The organism is Thermus antranikianii DSM 12462, from assembly GCF_000423905.1.
Lineage (GTDB): Bacteria > Deinococcota > Deinococci > Deinococcales > Thermaceae > Thermus > Thermus antranikianii.
Genome location: NZ_AUIW01000004.1, coordinates 1 through 23,259 on the forward strand (window position 1 = coordinate 1; position 23,259 = coordinate 23,259).

At 64.5% G+C, this 23,259-nt stretch carries 17 protein-coding genes; 10 read left to right on the forward strand and 7 right to left on the reverse strand.

Going from position 1 to position 23,259, the window contains the following annotated elements:
- Positions 1 to 60 precede the first annotated feature (60 nt).
- Genes G584_RS12630 through G584_RS12635 form a run of 3 tightly spaced genes read left to right on the forward strand, consistent with a single transcriptional unit; the run spans position 61 to position 654 of the window.
- A complete protein-coding gene (locus G584_RS12630; RefSeq protein WP_245563314.1) occupies positions 61 to 156 on the forward strand; it encodes a cytochrome c oxidase subunit 3 in 96 nt (31 codons plus the stop codon).
- Positions 157 to 164: 8 nt separating this feature from the next.
- Positions 165 to 503: a cytochrome C oxidase subunit IV family protein gene (locus tag G584_RS0104655; RefSeq protein WP_028493570.1), complete on the forward strand. Its 339-nt coding sequence runs from the start codon at positions 165 to 167 to the stop codon at positions 501 to 503.
- Positions 490 to 654 (forward strand): hypothetical protein, encoded by a 165-nt coding sequence (locus tag G584_RS12635; RefSeq protein WP_157626378.1) that lies wholly within the window; start codon positions 490 to 492, stop codon positions 652 to 654. The genes G584_RS0104655 and G584_RS12635 overlap by 14 nt, the downstream gene beginning before the upstream one ends.
- A 9-nt stretch (positions 655 to 663) precedes the next feature.
- Here G584_RS12635 and G584_RS0104665 read toward each other — a convergent pair whose 3' ends face one another.
- From G584_RS0104665 to pgi, 6 genes are all read right to left on the reverse strand, one after another.
- Positions 664 to 1,365: a hypothetical protein gene (locus G584_RS0104665; protein WP_028493571.1), complete on the reverse strand. Its 702-nt coding sequence runs from the start codon at positions 1,363 to 1,365 to the stop codon at positions 664 to 666.
- An 84-nt stretch (positions 1,366 to 1,449) separates the two neighbouring features.
- On the reverse strand, positions 1,450 to 3,825 hold the full coding sequence (gene ctaD, locus G584_RS0104670; RefSeq protein ID WP_028493572.1) for a cytochrome c oxidase subunit I: 2,376 nt from the start codon (positions 3,823 to 3,825) through the stop codon (positions 1,450 to 1,452).
- Positions 3,826 to 3,839: 14 nt separating this feature from the next.
- Positions 3,840 to 4,850, reverse strand: coding sequence for a cytochrome c oxidase subunit II (coxB, locus tag G584_RS0104675; protein ID WP_028493573.1), 1,011 nt, complete (start codon positions 4,848 to 4,850; stop codon positions 3,840 to 3,842).
- A gap of 12 nt (positions 4,851 to 4,862) precedes the next feature.
- Positions 4,863 to 6,686 (reverse strand): heme o synthase, encoded by a 1,824-nt coding sequence (locus G584_RS0104680; RefSeq protein ID WP_028493574.1) that lies wholly within the window; start codon positions 6,684 to 6,686, stop codon positions 4,863 to 4,865.
- A gap of 168 nt (positions 6,687 to 6,854) precedes the next feature.
- Entirely contained in the window at positions 6,855 to 8,444 is a 1,590-nt protein-coding gene (gene pckA / locus G584_RS0104685; protein ID WP_028493575.1) for a phosphoenolpyruvate carboxykinase (ATP), read from the reverse strand.
- 52 nt (positions 8,445 to 8,496) lie between these two features.
- Positions 8,497 to 9,762: a glucose-6-phosphate isomerase gene (pgi, locus tag G584_RS0104690; protein WP_028493576.1), complete on the reverse strand. Its 1,266-nt coding sequence runs from the start codon at positions 9,760 to 9,762 to the stop codon at positions 8,497 to 8,499.
- 32 nt (positions 9,763 to 9,794) lie between these two features.
- Here pgi and G584_RS0104695 point away from each other — a divergent pair, with 32 nt between their 5' ends.
- The 7 genes from G584_RS0104695 to groL all read left to right on the forward strand — a co-directional run bounded on the left by G584_RS0104695 (position 9,795) and on the right by groL (position 18,160).
- Entirely contained in the window at positions 9,795 to 12,092 is a 2,298-nt protein-coding gene (locus G584_RS0104695; protein WP_028493577.1) for a GNAT family N-acetyltransferase, read from the forward strand.
- Positions 12,070 to 12,843, forward strand: coding sequence for a TrmH family RNA methyltransferase (locus tag G584_RS0104700; RefSeq protein ID WP_028493578.1), 774 nt, complete (start codon positions 12,070 to 12,072; stop codon positions 12,841 to 12,843). Before G584_RS0104695 ends, G584_RS0104700 begins: the two co-directional genes overlap by 23 nt.
- Positions 12,840 to 14,159 carry a DUF4129 domain-containing protein gene (locus G584_RS0104705; protein WP_028493579.1) on the forward strand — a complete coding sequence of 440 codons (1,320 nt, stop codon included), beginning with the start codon at positions 12,840 to 12,842 and terminating at the stop codon, positions 14,157 to 14,159. The genes G584_RS0104700 and G584_RS0104705 overlap by 4 nt, the downstream gene beginning before the upstream one ends.
- A complete protein-coding gene (locus tag G584_RS0104710) occupies positions 14,111 to 15,025 on the forward strand; it encodes an AAA family ATPase (protein WP_015716025.1) in 915 nt (304 codons plus the stop codon). Before G584_RS0104705 ends, G584_RS0104710 begins: the two co-directional genes overlap by 49 nt.
- Positions 15,026 to 15,036: 11 nt before the next feature.
- Positions 15,037 to 16,113, forward strand: coding sequence for a DUF58 domain-containing protein (locus G584_RS0104715; RefSeq protein ID WP_083964861.1), 1,077 nt, complete (start codon positions 15,037 to 15,039; stop codon positions 16,111 to 16,113).
- A gap of 97 nt (positions 16,114 to 16,210) precedes the next feature.
- Positions 16,211 to 16,516: a co-chaperone GroES gene (gene groES, locus G584_RS0104720; protein ID WP_015716023.1), complete on the forward strand. Its 306-nt coding sequence runs from the start codon at positions 16,211 to 16,213 to the stop codon at positions 16,514 to 16,516.
- Between the two features lie 12 nt (positions 16,517 to 16,528).
- Positions 16,529 to 18,160: a chaperonin GroEL gene (groL, locus tag G584_RS0104725; protein ID WP_028493581.1), complete on the forward strand. Its 1,632-nt coding sequence runs from the start codon at positions 16,529 to 16,531 to the stop codon at positions 18,158 to 18,160.
- Positions 18,161 to 18,249: 89 nt separating this feature from the next.
- Here the strand turns inward: groL and dnaE are convergent, their stop codons facing one another.
- Positions 18,250 to 23,190, reverse strand: coding sequence for a DNA polymerase III subunit alpha (gene dnaE / locus G584_RS0104730; RefSeq protein WP_028493582.1), 4,941 nt, complete (start codon positions 23,188 to 23,190; stop codon positions 18,250 to 18,252).
- Between the last annotated feature and the right edge of the window lie 69 nt (positions 23,191 to 23,259).

Consider the following 23,259-nt stretch of genomic DNA (forward strand, 5'->3'; position numbering starts at 1 on the left):
GCTGGAGAAGATGCTTCAGGAGCGGTATGCCCCCCGTACACAGACTCTTACACATAACTCTTGACACGACCCGTGGGGGTGGAGGTGGCAGGGCTTTACTGGCACTTCGTGGATTTGGTCTGGGTTTTCATCTTTGCCTTCTTTTACCTGTTCTAGGAGGCAGCATGAACCACGGCACGGAGATCCATCGGGGGGAACAGCACCAGCCCATCGGTACCTATCTAGCGGTCTGGGGACTCCTCTTTCTCCTCAGCACCCTGTCCTACCTCCTGGACTACTTCAAGGTGGAACCCGTGAGCTTACGGCGCTTCCTCATCACCGCCTTTGCCCTCCTCAAAGCGGGGCTTATCGTGGCCTACTTCATGCACCTGCGCTTTGAGCGTGTGGGCCTGGTCTACGCCATCCTTTTGCCTCCCCTTCTCCTCCTGGCCCTGGTGGCCATCTTGCTCCCCGAGGGGCAGTATGTGGCGACGGTGCGGCATTTCTTCCTTGGCGGCCCTTAGCCTGGTCCTGGCCCACCACACCGAAACCCGCCCCAGCGACCTGGGATCGGGCTGGTGGGGGATTTTGGTGATGGCCCCGGTTCCCTTCCTCCTGGTGGGGGGTGTGGCCTGGTACCTCTGGCGCCGGCGCTCGAGGCCCAGGAAGCCTTGAGCCCAAAAGCTACCTCAAGCCCCTGAGCCGCTCCAGGAAGGCCAGCCCAAAAGCCTCCTCCCGCACCCTGCGCCTTAGGCCCTCGAGGTCCACTGGCCTCCTCGCCACCACCTCCAGGGCCACCTTGGGCAGGGGAGCCGCCTCCAACAAGGCGAAAAAGCCTTCGTCGGCCCAAGGGGGGACCCAGGCCCCGCTGCGGCAGAGGAACACCCGGTGGAAGACCCCTTCCACTGGCCCCCCAGGATCCTTGACCCTCTCCACGGGAACCGCAGGCACGGGTTCCAGGGAAGGATCGCGCCAGGAAGGGTAGAAAACCCTAAGCCTGGCCCCTTGGCGGGCGTAATAGACCATCCAGTCGTCGCAGGCGGGTTCCACGCCCAAAGGGCGGTAGCCCGCATCATGATGGGCATCAAAGAGCATTACCTCCCGCACTCCCTGGTGCACGTCTGAATGGAAGGCCAAGGCGTTGGAATCCGCATAGTAAAGGCGGGCCTCCGGGGCGAAGGCAAAGCGCTCCCAGAATCCCTCCCATCCCCGGGCCTGGGGCAAGGGAAGCCCCCTTAGGAGGAAGGCCAAGGCCCGCTCCTCCCAGACCTCCCCAAGGTAGTAGGGGGTCTCAAAGTGGGCCCAGGAGTAAAGGAAAGCCAAAGGGTCTTGGGGATCCTGGGGCACGGGGAAAAAGTAATCAAAATCCACCACCAAAAGGCGCATCCCTTCCCATAGATAGCAAAGCCCCCGCCTTTTGGGCGGGGGCTAAGGCCCAGCGTGCTTTCCCGTAGGGAAACACCTCGAGGCTTACCAAACGTAGAAGATGGTGACGATTACCAGCCAGACCGCATCCACCAGGTGCCAGTACATGCTGGCCGCCTCGAGGGTACCGTGGTGGTGCTGGCTGACCTTACCCCTTAGGGCTTGCAGGTAGGCCAGGATCAGGCCAAAGCCCCCGATGACCACGTGCAGGCCGTGGAGGCCCACGATGGTGAAGAAGGTGGCGGTCCACAGATTCTCCTGCCAGCTGGAGTGGCGGTGGAATTCGTAGAACTCGTAGGACTGCACCAGGAAGAAGAGGACACCCAGGATGATGGTGACCAAAAGGCCAAAGCGGAAGGGGCTGAACCGGCCACGCCTCAGGTCGTGGTGGGCAAAGTGCACGGTGAAGGAGGAGCTCACCAGGAAGAAGGTGTTGAGGAGGGCAAGCCAAAGGGCAGGCCGTTCCTCCGGGGGTACCGCCGCCCCGGTGAGGCGCAGGTAGAGGTAGCCGGCGATGAGGATGGCGAAGAGGCCCACTTCCGAAACCATGAACCAGGCCATCCCCATCCAGGCGTTGGACTTGCCGGAAAGGGTGTGGTGCTCCACCGGGTGGCTGTACTCGTCCTCGAGGGCCCAGCGGATAAGGCCGTAGGCGAAGAGGGCCAGGAAGACCCACATCCACACGTTGGGCACGGGCAAGGCTGCCACGGAAACGAAGAAGGCGAAGAGGGTAGCGGCGGAGTAAAAGGGCCAGAAGGAGCTATTGGGCAGGTGGATGTGGCTGGGGTCTTCGGGCTTCAGCTCCACCCCCTTCTTGGCCCAGTCGTAGAGAGGCCGCTCAGAGGGGAAGTCCTTGGGCAGGACCACGTCAAAGTTATGGGCCTTGGGCGGGGAGCTGGTGAGCCACTCCAGGGTGTAGCCACCCCAGGGGTTATCCGGAGCCTTCTCCCCGGAGCGCAGGCTCTTCCACATAACGTAGATCCAGACCAGACCCCCGAGGCCCAGGATGAAGGCCCCAATGGTGGAGATCAGGTTAAGCTCCGGCCAGCCGGCGATGTCCGCATTGTAGGTGTAGTACCGGCGGGGCATCCCCAGGAAGCCCAGGGCGTACTGGGGTAGGAAGACCGTCAGGTAGCCCACCAGGAAGAGCCAGAAGTGGAGCCGCCCCAGGCGCTCGTCGTACATGCGGCCCGTCATCTTGGGCCACCAGTAGTAAAGACCAGCGAAGGCCCCAAAGCCCGAGCCCGCCATCAGCACGTTGTGGAAGTGGGCCACCACGAAGTAGGAGTCCTGGAAGTGGTAGTCCAGGGGGACCATGGAGAGCATAACCCCGGTAATGCCACCCAGGAGGAAGTTGAAGATGAAGCCCAGCACCCAAAGGAGGGGAGTCTTCATCTGCAGGTGCCCACCCCAAAGGGTGCCGATCAAGTTGAAGAGCTTCACCCCTGTGGGCACGGCGATGAGGGCGGTGAAGAAGGCGAAGGCGATCTGGAAGATGGTGGACTCCCCCACGGTGAACATGTGGTGGGCCCAGACCATGGTCCCCAGCACCACGATGCCCATCTGGGCCCAGACCATTTGCTTGTAGCCGAAAAGGGGCTTACGGGCAAAGGTAGAGGCTACTTCCGCCAGGATGCCGAGGTAAGGCAGGAGCATCACATACACCGTGGGGTGAGAGTAGAACCAGAAGAACTGTTGAAAGAGTATCGGGTCACCCCCGATCTCGGGATTAAACCAGGTAAGGCCCACCTTGCGGTCCAAGAGAACCAGCAGGGTAGCCGCAGTAAGACCCGCCAAGGCAAAGAGGTTGAGAACGCTGGCGGCGAAGACGCTCCACACGTACATGGGCATCTTCCACATGCTCATCCCCTGGGCCCTTAGGTTGTAGATGGTGGCGATGAAGTTAGCGTTGCCCAAGAGGCTGGAGAAGCCCAGGAGCAGGATGGCGGCCATGTAGAAGTCCACCCCGCTACCCGACTGCACGGAGAAGGGGTAGTAGAAGGTCCAGCCCACGCTGGGAGCTCCACCGGGGAAGAGGTAGCTCATCAGGGCCAGGATGATGGCTCCCAGAAAAGCCCAGTAGCTGAAGGCGTTCACCCGGGGCAGGGCCACATCCCTGGCCCCTAGCATCAGGGGCACCACGAAGTTCCCAAAGCCGGTGAGCCCGGCCTGGATGATGAAGAAGAAGAGCATGGTGGCCCCGTGCAGGGTGAGAATCTGGTTGTACTGCTCCCCCGTAAGGAGGTTGTTGTTGGGCACCGCCAGCTGCGCCCGGATCAGGAGGGAAAATACCCCGGCCAAAGCGAAGGCGAAGAAGGCGGTGGCCGTGTACAAGAGCCCGATCTTCTTATGGTCTACCGTGGTCAGGAGATCCCAAAGGATCGCCCAGAAACCGGCTTTTGGCTTGGTTGCGATGGCCATCTGCCCATACCTCCTTAGAACTTAGGCAACGCCTTGAAGTCAAAACCCTCCACCTTAAGCCCATCCAGGTAGCGGACCAAAGCGTTCAGGTCCTCCTCGGAAAGCTGGGGGAAGCCCGGCATCTTGACCCCAGGCTTCATGGCCGCAGGATCTTTGATCCAGGCCTTCATATTCTCGGGGGTGTAGTCCACGATCCCCGCCCCCAGGCTCGTGCGGTTGCCGAGAAGCCCAAGCTCCGGCCCGGTGACCGCCGGCGGCACGGACCGCGCCACGCCGTGGCAGGCGGCGCAGTTCTGCTGGAAGACCTGCCTTCCCCGGACGTCGGCCACGGGGGGCGGCGCCTTGGCCTCCGCTACGAAGCGGTCAAAGGCCTCCTTGGGCACCACCAGGACCCGGAAGAGCATCCGGGCGTGGCTGGCCCCGCAGAGCTCGGCACAGAAGCCGTAGTAGTTCCCGGGCTTTTCCGGTGTAAAGGAGAGAAGGGTCTTTTGTCCCGGAATGGCGTCCCTTTTTCCTGCAAGGCCCGGCACCCAGAAGGAGTGGATCACGTCCTTGGAGGTGATCTCCAGCACCACGGGAACCCCCGCGGGCAGGATGAGCTCGTTGGAGGTGCGGAAGCCCAGCTCAGGGTAGTTGAAGTCCCACCAGAACTGGTAACCTGTCACCTCAACCCTTAAAGCTCCGGTGGGAAGCTGGTTCACCTGGATGAGGCTCCGGGCCGTCAAGCCGAAGAGAACGAAAATGATGAGAATGGGAATCACCGTCCAGACCACCTCCAGCCGGTCGTTGCCGTGGATCTGAGGTGGCTCCCCTTCCTGACCGGGTTTGGCTCGGAACTTCCAAGTAATGTAGGCCAAGGATCCAGCCACTACCCCAAAGATGAGAACGGAGAAAACCAGGACCCAGATCAGGAGGAAGTTGGTCTCCCGGTTGAAGGGGGAGACGGGGTGGGTGATGGCCACCCGGTGGGCCTCCTGGGCCAGGGCCAAACCTAAGAGACTGAGCGTCGCTACAACTCTTCTCATCCGCTTCCCTCCCTAAAGCACCCGATCCACCGCCATGGCCGCGAACAAGAGGGCCAGGTAGAGCATGGAGTATTTATACAGCGAAACCGCCGTCCTCCGCTCGGGCTGGCGGTAGAGGGCAAGGCTCTTAAGGATAAGCAAAGCATTAAGGGCGAGGCTCAAGAAGAAGTAAACCAGGCCGAGTTCCCCCAAAAGGAGGGGCATGAGGGAAATCAAGGCAGTGAGCACGGCATAAAGGGCGATCTGCATCACCGTCACCCTTTCCCCCAACACCACGGGCAGCATGGGCACCCCCACGGCCCGGTAGTCGTCCTGGATCATGAGGGCCAAGGCCCAGAAGTGCACCGGGGTCCAGAAGAAGATGAGGGCAAAGAGGTACCAGGCGAAGAGGCTTAGCTCGCCCGTCACCGCCGCCCAGCCCACCAGGGGGGGAAAGGCTCCCGCCGCCCCACCGATGACGATGTTTTGCCACGTGCGGCGTTTCAGGTAGAGGGTGTAGACCAGCACGTACCAGACAAGGCCCATGAGGGCCAGGGTGGCGGAAAGGAGGTTCGCCCCCCACCAGAGGAGAAGGAAGGCAGAAAGGGCAAGGCCAAAGGCGAAGAGAAGGGCATCCCGGCTGGAAATGCGCTGGGTCACGGTGGGACGCTTGGCGGTGCGGCGCATGCGGGCGTCGATGTCCCGGTCCACCACCATGTTGATGGCGTTGGCCGCTCCCGCCATCATGTAGCCTCCCAGGGCCACCACCAGGAAGAGGCCCGTGCCAGGCCAGCCCTTGGCGGCGATGAGCATGGCCAAAAGGGTGGTGAAGAGAAGGAGGCTGATCACCCGGGGTTTGGTGAGGGCCAGGTAGTCCTTCCAGGTGGCTCCCCCAGTGCCCCGGTGCACCTGCCCCGCCTCCGTACCCTCCCCCAGCTCCACCCGCCTAGCCCCCTGGACCAACGCCGCCGCCGAAAGCAGGATGAAAAGAAGCCACACGGCGTAGGCCAACAGAAGGTGCAGGATCTGCATCCAGACCGGGGCCTTGAGCCACACGTTCACCAGGCCCACGAGAAGCTGCACTCCATAGAGGTATGCGAGGGCATGGGCGAAGCGGCGGGTATGGGAGGAAGGCCGCAGATGGGCCACCAGGTAGCCAGCAAAAACCACATAAAGCCCCACGCTCACGGCGATGAGGGGGTGAAGCACCCTGAGGCGCACCAGGAAGTGCTCGCCTGGGGTCAGGGAGCGCTCCAGGGCCTCGAGGGTGTTCCGCACGGGGAAAAGAAGATCGCCCAAAGCGGTCACCGCCCCGCTCATCCCCAGGAAGAGCAAGGCGAGAAGCCCCAGGAGCAAGGCTGCCCCCACCGCACCTTGCCCCCTAAGGCGCAAGGGAGCCCCCCCAGAGGCCCACCAGGCGGTGAGGACCAGGGAGGCCAGGAGGAAATAGGTGTTGGCCAGGTGCACCATCTGCACCACAGCCCGCTCGGGGCTCACATTGTCCGCCACCCAACCAAAAAGGACCAGGGAAGCCCCTACCAAGCTCTCAAGGATCATGAAAAAGAGGGACAACCCTGCCCCGAAGCGCACAGAATGGCCCTTGGGGAACAACCGGAAGGCCCAAAGGAAAAGGAAGAGCACGGCGAGAAAGGCCAGGCCCGAGGTGGCCCGGTGGGTGAACTCAATGAGGGTTTCCACCTGGGGGCTTCTGGGGATAACCTCCCCGTTGCAGGTGGGCCAGTGGGAGCCGCACCCCGCTCCGGACCCGGTGGCCCGCACGTAAGCCCCCCAGAGGGCCACCAGGATGTTCCATCCCAGGACCCCCCAGGCGTAGCGGCCAAACCAAGCTTGACTCATGGCAAACCCGCCCCCCAGACGGTAGTGCTTACCATTCTGCCAGAAGACCTCGTCCAGGGGTGAAGTACATTTGTCCCTTCCATTACCTGCCACCCAAGGAGACTAATACCCCCTGGCCCTACTTGGCAAGGGGCTGGGGCTTTTGCTCAGCTCCACAAAGGATAAGGGCTACCCTACCTTTGGCCCTGCCCGGCGTATGGCTTCCTCCACCCCGTCCGCGTACTTCTGGAAGTTTTCCCGGAACAAGGTGGCAAGCTTCCTGGCCTGACGATCGTAGGCCTCCTTGTCCTCCCAGGTTTCCCGCGGGTCTAAAAGCTCCTTGGGCACCCCGGGGACCTCCAGGGGCACCTCAAAACCGAAGACGGGATCCTTGCGGTAGGGAACCCCCTCGAGGGCCCCGCTCAGCGCCGCCTGCAAAAGGGCCCGGGTCACGGGCAGGGGAAAGCGCCGGCCCACCCCGTAAGGTCCCCCGGTCCAGCCGGTATTCACCAGGTACACCCTGGGGCCATGCTTCTTGATCTTCTCCCCCAGCATCCTGGCGTAGACCCCGGGATGGAGGGGAAGAAAGGGCGCCCCGAAGCAGGCGGAGAAGGTGGCCTTGGGCTCGGTGACACCCCTTTCCGTGCCCGCCACCCGGGCGGTGTAGCCCGAGAGGAAGTAGTACATGGCCTCCTCGGGAGAGAGGCGGGCGATAGGGGGCAGGACCCCGTAGGCATCGGCGGAGAGGAAGAAGATGGCCCTGGGGTGCCCAGCCATGCCGGACTCCACCACGTTCTCCAGATGGGTCAGGGGATAGGAGGCCCGGGTGTTCTCGGTCTTGGTGTCGTCATCCCATTCCACCCGGCGGCTTTCCGGATTGACCACCACGTTCTCCAGGATGGCCTCAAACTGGTTGGAGGCTTTATAGATGAGAGGTTCGTGCTCCGGGGAGAGGCGGATGACCTTGGCGTAGCATCCCCCTTCAAAGTTGAAGACTCCCTCCTCGCTCCAGCCGTGCTCGTCGTCGCCGATCAGAGGCCTCTCCGGATCGGTGGAAAGAGTGGTCTTGCCCGTTCCGGAAAGACCGAAGAAGATAGCCACATCCCCCTCCTTCCCCACGTTGGCCGAGGCGTGCATGGGGAAGACTCCCTGTTTGGGCATGAGGTAGTTCATCACGGTGAAGATGCTCTTCTTGATCTCCCCGGCGTACCTGGTACCCACGATGAGGACGAGCTTTCTCTGGAAGCTGATGCCCACGAACACCTCGCTCCGGGTTCCATCCCGACTGGGGTCGGCCAAGAAGTAAGGGGCGTGGATCACGGTGAAGCCAGGAGCGAAAGGCTCCACCTCATCGTCCTCGGGGAAACGGCGCGGAAGGATGAACATGTTGCGGGCAAAGAGGGCGTGCCAGGGGCTTTCCGTCACCACCCGGACCGCCAGGCGGTGGCGTTTATCGGCTCCCGCATACAGGTCCTGAACGTAGAGGTCGCGCTCAGAAAGGTAAGCGGCCACCCTTTCCAAAAGGGCCTGGAAGGCCTCCGGGGCGAAGGGCTGGTTCACCTCACCCCACCAGATCTCCTCCTCTATCCCCGGCTCCCGCACCACGAACTTGTCGCGGGGGCTTCTCCCGGTATAAGGGGTGGTGTCCACCACCAAGGACCCCTTGTGGGCTAGAATCCCCTCCCCCCGGGCCAGGGTGTGCTCCACTAAAATGGGAGAAGCGGTGTTCCAGAAAACCTGTTTCCTCGGTTTGATGCCCAAAGGCTCCAGTTGGTCCATAGAGACCCCCCTATGCCTAGGGCATCATACACTTATTTCCACGCTTCCAAGGTTAGGAGCTATACCCGGGACGCCCAAGAAGGGCAAAGGTTAACCGCTTGCCCAGCTCCACCCCGGGCTGGTCAAAGGCATTCACCCTCCAAAGTTCCCCTAGGAAAGCGGTTTGCCACATGAGGTGCTGCAAGAGCCAGCCCACGGCATAGGGAGAAACCTCCGAGAGGTAAAGGGTATAGACCCTCTGTCCCCCCTCGGCCAGGGCCTGGTAGGTGGCCTCGGCCTCGGCCTTCAAGAGCTGGAACAAGCCTTTGCCGAAGAGGTAACCTGCCTCCCCCTCGAGGCCTTCCACCTGGGGCAGGAGAAGGTCCTCCGTGGCCCTTTCCGGAACCACCAGAACGATAAGCTTATCCAAGGGACCTTCCCGGAAGAGCTGCACCTGGGCGTGCTGGTCCTGGGGACCCAGGGCGGGCACGGCGGTGGTGCCCACCCGGTTGCCCTCCCCATCCCGCTTGCCCAAGGACTCGTCGTGGAGCTGGACAAACCAGGCGGGAAGGTATTTCAGCCTCTCCGAGTACACCATAAAGACCGTGATGGGAAGGTGACGGTGGAGGTGCTGGAGGAAGGCGGTTTGCAGAGGCAGGTTTTCCTCCAGCGGGGCCAGGGCCAGCTCGTTCGCCTTCCTCGCCCCCATGAGGAGGGCCTCCAAGTCCATTCCGGCAAAGGCCAAGGGAAGGAGCCCCACCGGGGAGAGCACGGAGAAGCGCCCTCCCACGTTTTCGGGAATGGAAAAGGCCTCGAGGCCCTCCTTTTCCGCCAAGGCCCTTAGCGCCCCCCGCCTGGGGTCGGTGGTGAGAACCAGATGCCGCCGCCAGTCCTCCCCCAGGTTCTCCCGAAGCCAGTTCAGAAAAACCAGAAGAGCGGCCAGGGTTTCCGCGGTGGCCCCTGACTTGGAAACCGCGTTCACCAGGGTCTTCCGGGGGTCTAGGCCCCGAAGGAGCCGAAGCACGGGCTCCGGCTCCACGTGGTCCACGTAGTGGAAGCGCACGCCGCTTTCGTTGAAGGCACTCTCCAGGGCCTTAGGCCCCAAGACGCTTCCCCCGATGCCTAGAAGGACGAAGTCCTCCACCCAGGGGTTGGCCTCCCGGTAGCGGCGGATCCGCCTCAGGGTTTCCGTGTCCTCGGGGAGGTCCATCCAACCCAGCATGTTTTGGGGATCCTTCCGCTTGGCCAAAAGGGCCTCCCGGGCCTGAAGAAGGAGGGGCCCGTGCTCCTTAAAAGCCTGGGGGAAATCCGGGAGGAAGCGGGTATCCAGCCGCAGCATACTCCCATGCTACCCGGATGTAGGCTAAAGGCATGGGCTACGTGCCCCCACCCATGCCTCAGCATGGCCTCGAGGAGGGTCCCATCCTCCTTAAGGACGGGCGCACCGCCTTCCTGAGGCGGGCTGGCCCCAAGGACCTTCCCCTCTTCGTGGAGTTCCTGAGGCGGCTATCCCCGGAGTCCCTGCGCATGCGCTTCTTCTCCCCCATCTCCCCGGAGAAGGCGGCGGAGCTCCTCCTTTCCGCCAAACCCGAGGAGGAGAAGGTAACCCTCATGGTCCTGGCGGGAGACCCCCCCAGGATGGTGGCCACAGGGGAGTACGTGCGCCTGAAGGGGGAGGACACCGCCGAGGTGGCCTTTCTGGTGGACGACGCCTTCCAAGGCAAGGGCCTAGGCACCCTCCTTCTGGAGCGCCTGGCCTTGATCGCCGCCAAGCGGGGGGTAAGGCGGTTTCAGGCCTTCGTCTTGGCGGAGAACCAGAAAATGCTCAACGTCTTCATGGAAAGCGGCTTCCAGGTGCGGGCCCGCAGGGATAGCGGCGAGGTGGAGGTGGAGTTTGAAATCCTCCTGGAGGAGAGGGCGGCGGAGCGGTTTGAGTGGCGGGAAAAGGTTTCCACCCTCGCGAGCCTCCATCCCTTCTTCTTTCCCCGGGGCGTGGCGGTGGTGGGGGCAAGCCGCGACCCGGAAAGCATCGGCTACCGGGCCCTGGAAAACCTCATCTTTGGCCGCTTCCAAGGCCCCGTCTACCCGGTGAACGAGGCCATCGGCAAGGAAGGGGGTACGGTAGGGCCCCTTCTCGCCTACCCCAGGGTGGAGAGCATCCCCGGCCCCGTGGACCTGGCGGTGATTGCCGTGCCCAAGGAGAGGGTTTGGGAGGCCCTCGAGGCCTCGGGAAGACGAGGGGTGCGAGCCAGCGTGGTCCTCACCACCGGCTTCCAGGACCAAGAGGCCAAAGAGCTAGCCGACAAGGCCAGGCGCCTGGGGATGCGCCTTCTGGGCCCGGGTTCTTTGGGCCTGGTCCATACCCACCCCGAGGTGCGCCTGGCGGCGGGCCTGGCCCCCCTCCCCAAACCCGGACCCCTGGCCATCTCCAGCCAGTCCGGCACCCTGGGCCGGGCGGTGATGGCCTACGCGGAGGGTATGGGACTGGGCATCTCCTCCTTCGTCTCCTTGGGGGCCAAGGCGGACATCTCCTCCAACGACCTTTTGCAGTTCTGGGAAGAGGACGAGCGAACCCGGGTGATCCTCCTTTACCTGGAGAGCTTTGGCAACCCCCGGCGCTTCTCCCGCCTAGCCCGTAGGATCGGCAAGAAAAAGCCCATCCTGGCGGTGCATCCTTCCCGGGATCCCTTGGTGCGCACCCTCTTCGCCCAGGCCGGGGTGATCCGGGCCAACAGCCTGGAGGAAGCCTTTGACGTGGCCGCCCTTCTGGCCCTGGGGCGCCTTCCGGAAAACAACCGGGTGCGCCTTATCTCCAACGCCTCCGGCCCCTCCAACCTGGCCCTCGAGGCCCTAAGGGAAGGAGGGCTTTTCGTGGAGCACGTGGACCTGGGCTCCACCGCCAAGGCGGAGGAGTTCGCCCGCGCCCTGGAAGAAGCCCTGGAAGGCGAGGCGGGAAGCGTGTTTCTCCTCTTCGTGCCCATGGGCTTTACCAGCGAGGAGGAGTTCCTGGCTCTTTTGGAGAAGGCAGAAGGGAACAAGCTCCTTTTGGCCTGCGTGATGGGCTCCCCTGGGGTGCGGGCCCGGGTTATGGGCCAGGTGGCCCTCTACCGCTTCCCCGAATCCGCGGCCATCGCCTTGAGCCGGGCCTGGGCTTACAAGGCCTGGCGGGAAGAGCCCCTCCACTTCCCCGACTTCCCCGACCTGCGCCTGGAGGAGGCGAGGAAGCTCCTAGAAGGGAAAAAGACCCTGAGCCAGGCGGAGGGGGCCGCCCTCTTGGAGTGCTTCGGCCTGCCCTTGGGGAAGGGGGAAGGGCTTTCCCTCAAGCTCACCGCCAAACCCCACCCCCTCTTCGGCCCCGTCCTCACCCTGGTCCTGCCCACCCCCCTGGGGGACCAGGTGCTGGGCCAGCGGCTTTCCCCCCTCACCCAGAAGGACGCCCAGGAGCTGGTAAGGCCCCTAAGCCACGGGCAAAGCCCGGATCTTTCGGGTCCCCTCGACCCCGCCCCCTACCAGGAAATCGTCCTCAGGCTTTCCCGGCTTCTGGAGGAACTGCCCCAGGTGGAAGAGGTTTCCCTGGAGCTTTCCGGACCCCGGATCGCCCGCTTTGAAGTGCGCCTCGGGGGAAACCCCGAACCGAGGAACCGCCATGCGCATTCAAAGCCCCGCTAACCCCAAGGTGAAGGCCTTGGCCGCCCTGAAGGAACGAAGGGAGCGGGAAAGGACTGGCCTTTTCCTGGTGGAAGGCCGGCGGGAGGTGGAAAGGGCCCTAAGGGCTGGCCTCCTGTTAGAAACCCTCCTCCTCGGCCCCAAGGCCACCCCGGAGGACCAGGCCCTGGCGGGATCGGCCCCTACCCTGGAGCTTTCCCAGGAGGCGATGGAGCGGGTTTCCGTAAGGGAGAACCCGCCTCCCGTCATCGGGGTCTTCCGCCTGCCCCACAAAACCCTAAGGGAGGTCCGGCTCCCGCAAAACCCCCTGGTCCTGGTCCTCCTGGGTCTGGAAAAACCCGGCAACCTGGGGGCCATTCTGCGCTCGGCGGATGGGGCAGGGGTGGATCTGGTTCTGGTGGCGGAAGGGGTGGACCTTTATAGCCCCCAGGTGATCCGGAACTCCACGGGGGTGGTCTTCTCCCTGCCCGTCTTCCCCGTGGCCGAGGAGGAAGCCGCCCGTTTCCTGGAGGAAAAAGGGCTTCTTTTGGTGGCCGCCACCCCCAGGGGGGAGAAGGTTTACTGGGAAGAGAACTACCAAAGGGGGGTGGCCTTCCTCCTGGGAACCGAGGACGAAGGCCTTTCCGAGGCCTGGCTGGCCCGGGCGGGGGTGAGGGTGCGCATCCCCATGCGGGGGGTGGCGGATAGCCTCAACGTTTCCGTGAGCGCTGCCCTCCTCCTCTACGAGGCCCTGCGCCAAAGGGGCGGAGGATGAGGTTGCCCCTCACCCCCTTGCTGGCCCTGGGGCTTTTTCTTTCCCTGCCCGTGTGGGCGCTCCCCTCGGCCCTGGGAATCCTCCTCCTCCACCTGGGCAAGCGGTTCTACCCCGGTGCCTTCCTATGGGGAGCCTTCCTTCCCGGCCTCCTCCATGCCTTTACCCTCCCTTTCCCCACCTGGCTCCAGGGATGGGCCCTGACCTCTGGGCTTCTCCTCCTCTACGGCTTTTTCCTGGCCGCCAAGGCCAGGCCCCTTTCCAGCCTCTTCCTCCTCCCCTTGGCCCTTGGGCTTGGGCCATGGGGCCTCTTCCTCCTGGGCCTCCTGCACGGAGTCAACCTTCTGGAGGAGGCCCATGGGCGGGCCCAGGAACGGGGGGAACGGTTTTGGACTCCCCCTTCCACCCTATGGATCCCAGGGATCCTGGGCCTTTTGCTGGCAGGCCTGGCCTTTCTTCCCCCCCGCCTTCCCGCCCTTCCCCTACCCGCCTTGGCTCCCCCTAGCCTTCAGGCGTCCCCGGAAGCGAAATCCCAGCCGGGAGAGGAAGCAGCCTACCAAGCCCCCGAGGAGGGGTTTTCCCCCTGGGTGGCCTTCCTCAACCGGGCCTTGGCCCATGCCCAGCCCCTGGCCCTCCTTCTTCTCCTCCTGGCGCTTCTGCCCCTTTTGGGCCGGGGGGAGAGGCTTCCCTACCGGGGGCTTCACCTCTTGCCCCTCTTGCTGGCCCTTTTGGCCGGGGTCCTTTTCCTCCTCTACCTGGGCACCCTGGGGGGTGGGGAAAGCGCATGGGGAACCAGCCCCTCAGCCCCCATGCCCACCCCTTCCCAGGAGAGCGGCCTAAAAGAGGCCGTACCAGGACCCAGGCGGTTAGGCGAGGTGGGCATGGCCGTGGCGGGGCTTTCCGCCCTTTTCACCCTGGGGCTTCTCTCCCTCCTGGCCTTCCTGGTTTGGCGCCACCGGGACCGGGAAGAGCAGGAGGCCGCCCAGGGCGTACCGGCCAGGAGCTCTAAGCGCTTTCAAGAAACCCCTCCCCAAGACCGGGTCCGGCGGGCCTATTTCCAGGCCCTTAAAGCCCTAAAGGCCCTGGGCCTTCCCCGCCTGGCCTCCGAGGGGCCCCTGGAGTACCTGGAGAGGGTTTCCCCTTTGCTCCCAGGATTAAGGGAGCCCCTTTCGGAACTCACCCGGCTTTACCTGCCCGTGCGCTACGGGGGAAGGACCGGGGAGGAGGAAGCGGAAAGGGCGGAAGCCCTCTTGGGGGATATCCTTAGGCTATGTTCCTCGCCCGCATCCAAAGGGCCCTTTCGGGCCGGGTCCTCCTGAGGGAGGAAACCCTCAGGCTTTCCCTGGCCACCCTGCTTTCCGGGGGGCACCTTCTTCTGGAGGACGTGCCCGGCACGGGGAAGACCACCTTCGCCAAGGCCTTGGCCCGGGTCCTGGGCCTTTCCTTTAGCCGCATCCAGATGACCCCCGACCTCCTGCCCCAGGACCTCACCGGCGTCTACCTCTACCGGGAAGGAAGCCTCCTTTGGCAGAAGGGACCCGTCTTCGCCCAGGTGCTCTTGGTGGACGAGCTCAACCGGGCCACCCCCAGGACCCAGTCCGCCCTCCTCGAGGCCATGGGGGAAGGCCAGGTGACCCTGGAGGGGAAAACCCATCCTTTGCCCGAGCCCTTTTTCGTCCTGGCCACGCAAAACCCCGTGGAGGAGGAGGGCACGTACCCCCTGCCCGTGGCCCAGCGGGACCGGTTCACCGCCCGGCTATCCCTGGGCTACCCCGACGAAAAGGCCCTCCTCCAGGCCCTGAAGGAGAGGGAACCCCTAGAGGGCCTGGAGGCGGTCACCCAAGGGGAGGAGATCCTGGCCCTTCGCCAGGAGGTGCGCCGGGTGCGGGTGGCCGAGGAGGTGCTGGACTACCTCCTGGCCTTGGCGGGCTGGCTCAGGAGCCGGGAGGAGGTGCGGCTTGGCCCCTCCCCCAGGGCTCTTTTGCAGGTGGAGCGCCTGGCCCAGGCCCTGGCCCTCTTGCAGGGACGGACCTTCACCGTGCCCGAGGACATCAAGGAGGCCTTCCGGGCCGCCATCCCCCACCGCCTTCTCCTACGGCTGGAGGCGGAGCTTTCCGGAGCCAGCCCGGAAGGGCTGGTGGCGGAAGCCCTCAAGGCGGTCCCCGCCCCGGTGGAAAGGGCCTAGGGAAGGACGTCATGGAAGGGGTTTTGGGCCTTCTATCCCTCCTTCTCCTCCTCGCCCTTTGGCGGGCACCCCGATTGGCCCGGATCCGGGTGCAAACCCCGGACCTGGCTCCAGGCTTCCCCGGGCAGGTGCGGCTTGGGCAGGTGGCGGTGGAGGTCTGGGCTCCCCTTCCCCTTTTCTTCCGCCTGGAAAACCTCCCCTCGGCCCCCTTGGGCTTGGAACCCCGGGGCCTTTCCGGGATGGCCTGGGGGAAGATCCGGTTGGCCCTGCCTCTTTCCTGCCGCTACCGCCGGCGGGGAGAGCATACCCTCCGCCTTACCCTACGCTTCACCAGCCCCCTGGGCCTGGGGGAGAGGCTTCTCAGCCTGGAGGCGGGGAGGGTCTTGGTCTACCCCGCCTTGCGGCCCCTACCGCCCTTTGAGCCCGCCCCCAGCTTCTTCCTGGAGGGCAAAACCGAGCCCTTCGGCCTTCCCGATCCCCTCGAGGCCAAGGGCCTCCGCCCCTACCAGCCCGGGGATTCCCTGCGCCTTCTGGCCAAGCCGGCAAGCCTCCGCCAGGGCCGCCCCATCGTGCGGGAAGTGGAAAAAAGCCTTCTGGGAAGCCTCTTCCTTCACCTGGACACCCAAAGCCTCCACCCCGCCTACCTGGACCATGGGGCGAGCCTTGCCGCCTGGCTCCTTCTCCTGGCGGAGAAAAGCGGGGTTTCCTATGGCCTTTCCGCAGGAGAGGTCCTGCCTTTGGGACGGGGAAGGGGCCACCTGGTGAGGGCCCTCTCGCTTCTGGCCCGCCTAGAGCCCACCCAAACCCCCGCCCTCCCGCCCAAGGCCCCTCCTGGAAGCACCTTCTTCCTCATCACCCAGGCGGCGGAACAAGCCTTCCTCAAGGCGGCCTTAAAGGGAAGCGCCCAAGCCCGGCAGGGAGTTCTCCTCCTCCTCCCCGAGGGTTACTTCCTTTACCCAGGGGAAAAGGGCCGGCTGGCCTTGGGCAAGACCCCGGGCCTGGAGCGAGCCCTGGCTATGCGGGGCCTCCTCCTGGCCCATGGCCTCGAGCTGAAGGTGGTGCGGGGCCACCAGCCCCTCACCTTATAAAACCCCCCTCAACCCCCTTGACAGGAACACGCGGGGGCAAAATAATAACCCTTGGTTTGACACTCTCGCCCTTTGAGCGTCAAAGGAGGGAGTGAATATGGCTGCGGAGGTGAAGACGGTGATCAAGCCCCTAGGCGACAGGGTTGTGGTGAAACGGATTGAGGAGGAGCCCAAGACCAAGGGCGGCATCGTGCTCCCCGACACCGCCAAGGAGAAGCCCCAGAAGGGCAAGGTGATCGCGGTGGGCTCGGGCCGCATCCTGGACAACGGGCAGAAGGTGCCCCTCGAGGTCAAGGAGGGGGACATCGTGGTCTTCGCCAAGTACGGCGGCACTGAGATCGAGATCGACGGCGAGGAGTACGTGATCCTCTCCGAGCGCGACCTTTTGGCGGTTCTGCAGTAAGGGAGGTGAGGTATGGCGAAGATCCTGGTGTTTGACGAAGCAGCCCGCCGGGCCTTGGAGCGCGGCGTGAATGCGGTAGCCGATGCGGTGAAGGTAACCCTGGGCCCCCGGGGCCGGAACGTGGTCCTGGAGAAGAAGTTCGGCTCCCCCACCATCACCAAGGACGGGGTGACGGTGGCCAAGGAGATCGAGCTGGAGAACCACCTGGAGAACATCGGGGCCCAGCTCCTCAAGGAGGTGGCCTCCAAGACCAACGACGTGGCCGGTGACGGTACCACCACCGCCACCGTCTTGGCCCAGGCCATCGTGCGGGAGGGCCTGAAGAACGTGGCCGCTGGCGCCAACCCCCTGGCCCTCAAGCGGGGCATCGAGAAGGCGGTGGAGGCGGCGGTGGAGAAGATCCGCTCCTTGGCCATCCCCGTGGAGGACCGCAAGGCCATCGAGGAGGTGGCCACCATCTCCGCCAACGACCCTGACGTGGGCAAGCTGATCGCCGACGCCATGGAGAAGGTGGGGAAGGAGGGGATCATCACCGTCGAGGAGTCCAAGAGCCTGGAGACCGAGCTGAAGTTCGTGGAGGGGTACCAGTTTGACAAGGGGTACATCTCCCCCTACTTCATCACCAACCCCGACGCCATGGAGGCGGTCCTCGAGGACGCCTTCATCCTCATCGTGGAGAAGAAGGTCTCCAACGTGCGCGAACTCCTCCCCATCCTGGAGCAGGTGGCCCAGACGGGTAAGCCCCTCCTCCTGATCGCCGAGGACGTGGAGGGCGAGGCCCTGGCCACCCTGGTGGTCAACAAGCTCCGGGGCACCCTGAACGTGGCTGCGGTGAAGGCTCCCGGCTTCGGTGATCGCCGCAAGGAGATGCTGAAGGATATCGCCGCCGTCACCGGTGGTACCGTCATCTCCGAGGAGCTTGGCTTCAAGCTGGAGAACGCCACCCTCTCCATGCTGGGCCGGGCCGAAAGGGTGCGGATCACCAAGGACGAGACCACCATCGTGGGCGGCAAGGGCAAGAAGGAGGACATCGAGGCCCGCATCAACGGCATCAAGAAGGAGCTGGAGACCACGGACAGCGAGTACGCCAAGGAGAAGCTCCAGGAGCGCCTGGCCAAGCTGGCGGGGGGTGTGGCGGTGATCCGGGTGGGGGCCGCCACCGAAACCGAGCTCAAGGAGAAGAAGCACCGCTTTGAGGACGCCCTGAACGCCACCCGGGCCGCGGTGGAGGAGGGCATCGTCCCGGGCGGCGGTGTGGCGCTCCTCAGGGCCATCAGCGCCGTGGACGAGCTCCTTAAGAAGCTGGACGGGGACGAGGCCACCGGGGCCAAGATCGTGCGGCGGGCCCTGGAGGAGCCTGCTCGTCAGATCGCGGAGAACGCGGGTTACGAGGGCTCCGTGGTGGTCCAGAAGATCCTCTCCGAGACCAAGAACCTCCGCCTGGGCTTCAACGCCGCCACCGGGGAGTACGTGGACATGGTGGAAGCGGGCATCGTGGACCCCGCCAAGGTGACCCGCTCTGCCCTGCAGAACGCTGCCTCCATCGGCTCCCTCATCCTCACCACCGAGGCGGTGGTGGCGGAGAAGCCCGAGAAGAAGGAGTCCACCCCCGCCACCACGGGCGGCGGCGACATGGACTTCTAATTCCACCCACCCCAACCTGGCTTTGCCAGGTTGGGGGCCCCGGTAAAGGGGCAAAGGAGACTGGGCCTAGGCCCAGCCTCCTTTCTTTTCTAAAAGGGCACCACCTCCTCCTTGGGCCCACCCCCACCGTTCCCCTGGAGGAAGGCCTCCCGATCCGGGATCAGGTAGGCGCGAAAGCCCTCGGCCTCGAGAGCCCCCAGGACCTCTTCCCCCACCCGGGTCTCCCGCAAGGAGAGGATGGCCTCTCCAAAGGGCCCCTGCACCCTGAGGTAAAGGGGAAGAGTTCCAGGGTATTCGTCCAAGAGGCTTTTGAGGAGGGCCACGCCCGCCTCGTCCAAGAGGGCGTGGTCCACCTCCACCTCCAGGGCCTTGGGGGCCTCGGCCACCTCCTCATAGGTCCAGGCAGCCTGGGCCATGACCCTAAGCCCCCCCTCCTCCCGCTCCACCTCCGCCAGGACCAGGAGGGGGGTGTCCTCCTTGAGCTTGGGGGAAACCCCTTCGTAAGCCCGGCCGAAAACCACCACCTCGAGGGCCCCTGTCTCGTCGGAAAGGGTAAAACGGGCCATCATGCCCCCGCTGCGGGTGGGTTTGCGCACCACCTCCTCCACCATGCCCGCGAGGAGCACCCTGGGCCTTGGGGGAAGGCCCCGGATGAAGTCGGAAAGCTCCTCCAGGGTGCAGCTCGCCACCTCCCTCAGGCCCGGGTAGCGCAGCACCGGGTGGCCGGAAACGTAGATGCCCAAAGCCTCCTTCTCGTAGCGGAGCCGGGTGATCTCGTCCAAGGGCGGAACCTCCACCAGGGGAGGCTCTTCCACCTCGGTGAACAGGCCCATCATGCCGGATCGCTCCCGCTCCCGGCTTTCCGCCGCCCACCGGAGGAGAGGGTCCAAGGACGCCAGCAACCGGGCTCTGTCCCCAAAGGCGTCAAAGGCCCCCGCCTTGATGAGGGACTCCAAGGTGCGCTTGTTCACCACCTTCTCGTCCAGGCGCTTGAGGAAGTCCCCGAGACTCTTAAAGGGGCCACGGCGCTCCCTTTCCGCCAGGATGGCTTGGGCTGCCCCTTCCCCCACGTTCTTCACCGCGGAGAGGCCAAAGAGGATCTCCTCCCCCACCACCTTGAAGTCAAAGCCCGAGCGGTTGATGTCGGGGGGAAGGACCTCTATGCCCATGGCCCGGGCGTCGCGGATGTACTCCGCCACCTTGTCGGAATCGTGCCGCTCCACGGTGAGGAGGGCGGCCATGAACTCCACCGGGTAGTGGGCCTTCACGTAGGCGGTCTGGTAGGAAAGGAGGCTGTAGGCAGCGGCGTGGGAGTTGTGGACGATCACATCCTCGGCAAGGAAGGTATGGGTTCCCTCCACGGTGAGGTCGTAGACCTCCTCCTCCCAAAGAGGCTCTATGGCCTCCACCCGGTCCCAGTAGATCTCCGCCGTGGCCAGGCGCAACAGGGCCAGGCTTCCCGTGAGGGCCGAAAGGCGCGCCAGGGTGGCGCGGGAAAGCCCCAGGCGGCCCTTGCTGGGCCGCAAAAGACCCTGGGCTAAGCCATGGGCCTCCAGAGAATCCCCCACCCTACCGCCGGAAGCCTGGGCCAAAGCATCCCTTACCAAGGGGAGAAAGGCCAGAGGCAGGATGTCCTTGGTGCTCCGGCCCACCTCCTTCCAGGAGGAAAGAAGAGCCTCCAGGTCCCGCTTTCTCTTGCCAAGAAGGTAAGGCCCCACCAGCTCCCCAAAGCGCCGGGCCGCCTCGAGGCCCCCCAGGAGGTAGACCACGTATCCTTTCCGGCCCCCTCCATAGGGAAAGCGCTTCTCCACCAGGCGGCTTTGCAAGCCCAGGCGGAGGAGCAGGTGCTGGACCCCCCGGGCAAGGGCCTCCGAGGCCGTGGCGTAATGGATGAGCCTACCCTTGGCGTCCACTTCCCCATCCCCCACCCACAGGCGCCCAAGAAGCCGAGCCACCCCTTCCTGGGAAAGGCCAAAGACCCTTTCGGGAAGATGCTTGTCCTTGGCGGAAAGCCCCAAAAGCCCCATCTCCCTCAAGAAGGTTTCCGCCTCCGAAGGCGCCTTGCGGTCCTGCCGGCCCACGTAGATACGGGCTACCCCCCGGCGCCAGACCACCCGGGTGCGGGTGTTGGCAAAGCCCGACAAGGCCTCCTCCATAGCAGCCAGCTCTTCCTCCGAGGAGGTGTAGAGGTAAAAGCCGGAGGGATGGCGGAGGTTCCCCTCGCTCAGGGCGAAGCCCAGAAGGTCCAGCTCATGGGGCCTCAGGTCCTCTGAAGGCTGGTAGGGAAGGTACCTGGGCAGGGCCACGAAGTCCCCTGGGCGAAGGGCGCCCAACTCCCGCCAACCCTCTGGGGTGTAGAGGGGATGGTTGGCCGTGGCTTCCAGGACCCGTCCCGTGGCGGTGCGCAAACGGTAGACCATGGCCCGGCCGCTTTCGAAGGCGGCCACCACCGGCCTTGGCACCAGGCGCAGGGAGCTCTCGTCCAAGGAAACCACCCAGACCCCTTTCGCTTCCCCCCGGACGATGGCCTCTACGGGCACAAGCTTTCCCGTACGGTAGTCCAGCACCCGGGCCCTTCCCGGCAGGCACTTGTTGAAGCCATAGTTGGCGAAGGCCTCCAGCATGTCAAAAAGCCGGTTGGCCTCCTCCTCGGGCACGCCCCGTTCCTTGGCCCCCCGCACGAAGCGCTCCCGGTGCTTTTGCATCTCCTCCACCTTCTTCTTGCCCATGGCCCGCCTCAGAAGGTCGGCCTCCCCCAGGGAGTAGCCCGCCACCTGGGAGGCGATCTGCATGATCTGCTCCTGGTAGACGGGGATGCCGTAGGTTTCCTCCAGGATGGGCCTCAGGTACTTCTCCGCATGGGGAAATTCCACGTAGCTCACCGGCTCCTGGCCGTGGTGGCGGCGGATGTAGGTGGGGATGTGCTCCATGGGCCCCGGGCGGTAGAGGGAAACCAAGGCGATGATGTCCTCGAGGCGCCTGGGCTTAAGCCCCCGCACCGTGGCGGTCATCCCTCCCGATTCCAGCTGGAAAACCCCCTTGGTCTCCCCCCGCGCCAAGAGGGCGAAGGTCTTGGGGTCGTCCAAAGGCAAGCGGTCGTAGTCCAACTCCACCCCCTTGGACTCCTTCACGATCTTCTTGGCCTCGTCCAGGAAGGTGAGGGTGCGCAGGCCCAGGAAGTCCATCTTCAAAAGCCCCAGGGCCTCCACCGCCCCCATGTCGTACTGGGTCACGGGCCGCCCCTCCTGGTCCCGCATGAGGGGCACCAAGTCCGTGAGGGGCTCGGCGGCGATCACCACCCCGGCGGCGTGCACAGAAGCATGGCGGTTTAGGCCCTCGAGGCGCATGGCCACCTCGATCACCTCCCGCACCCGGGGGTCTTTTTCCATCTCGGCCTTTAGCTCCGGCACCAGCTCTACGGCCTCGGCCAGGGGCTTGGGCTTGCCGAACTGCACGGGGATCAGCTTGGCTAGCTCCTCCGCCTTCTTGTGGGGGATGCCGTAGACCCGGGCCACATCCTTGAGGGCTGCCTTGGAGGCCAGGCTGCCAAGGGTGCCGATCTGGGCCACCTTGTCCTCCCCGTAGCGCCCGCGCACGTACTGGATCACCCGGTCCCGCTCCCGGTCGGAGAAGTCCGTGTCAATGTCGGGCATGGAAACCCGTTCGGGGTTCAGGAAGCGCTCAAAGAGGAGGCCGAAGCGCAAGGGGTCGATGTTGGTAATGCCCACGGCATAGGCCACCAGGCTTCCGGCGGCGCTTCCCCGGCCTGGTCCCACGGAGATCCCGTTCCGCCTGGCCCAGTTGATGTAGTCCTGAACGATGAGGAAGTAGCCGGGAAAGCCCATCCGCTCGATCACGGAAAGCTCGTAGAGGGCCCGGTGCAAGATGGCCTCCGCCGTCCACTCCCTAACCCCCTCCAACGGGGGTAGCTTGGGCAGAAGGGCTTCCCAAGCTGCCCCTTCCACCTGGGCCAAGGCCTCCGCCAGGGCTTCCCCGTCCCCATGGGGCGGTATCTTCCCCAGAAGGCGGAAGACCTCCCGGTAAAACCCCTCGGTGATGCGGTCCGGATACCGGGAAAGGAGCCCCTTGAAGGTGAGCTCCCTAAGATACTGGGCCTCGGTCCTGCCCTCGGGAAGGGGAAAGCGGGGGATGCGGTAGACCATCTTGTCCCCAACAGGGAGGTCCACGTTGCACATACGGGCGATCTCTACCGTGTTGTCAAAGGGTTCGTCGCCCCACTCCTCCTCCGGGAGCATGGCCCGCATCTCCTCTGGGGTCTTCACGTAAAACTCGTCGCAAGGGAAACGCCAGCGTTCGGGGTCATCCAGGGTGGTCTTGGACTGGATGGCGAGAAGCACCTCGTGGGCCCGGGCGTCCTCCCTTCTCACGTAGTGGCCGTCGTTGGTGGCCACCATCCCCAGGCCGTACTTCCGGGCAAACTCCCTCAGGACCTGGTTAACCTTTCTCTGCTCGGGCAGGCCGTGGTTCTGGATCTCTATGAAAAAGCGGTCGCCAAAGATGGAGAGGTACTCGTTCAGCCGGGCCTCCGCCAGGTCCAAGCGGTCCTGCAGGATGAACTGAGGAATCTCCGCCCCCAGGCACCCCGAAAGGGCGATAAGACCCTCGGCATGCTCCCGGAGAATCTCCCGGTCAATACGGGGTTTTTCGTAAAAACCTTCCAGGTATGCCCGGGTCGCTAGGCGCACCAGGTTCTGGTAGCCCTTGAAGTCCTTGGCAAGAAGGGTGAGGTGGAAGTACCCCCCGTCCAGGCCCTTCCCCCTTTTGCGGTCAAAGCGGCTTTCCGCGGCCACGTAAGCCTCGTAGCCGATGATGGGCTTGATCCCCATGGCGGTGGCCTTCTGGTAGAACTCCACCGCCCCGAAGAGGTTGCCATGGTCGGTCATGGCCAGGGCAGGGTCCTCGGGGGAAACCGTTTTCACCCACTCAAGAAGGTCAGAAAGCTTTGCCGCCCCGTCCAGGAGGGAGAACTGGGTGTGCTGGTGCAGGTGGGCGAATTTAAGGCGGCCCATAGGGTCCAGTCTAGCAAGCGTCTTGCCCTCCTTAGCTGGAGCCAGGCACCCTGGGTATACTGATTAATG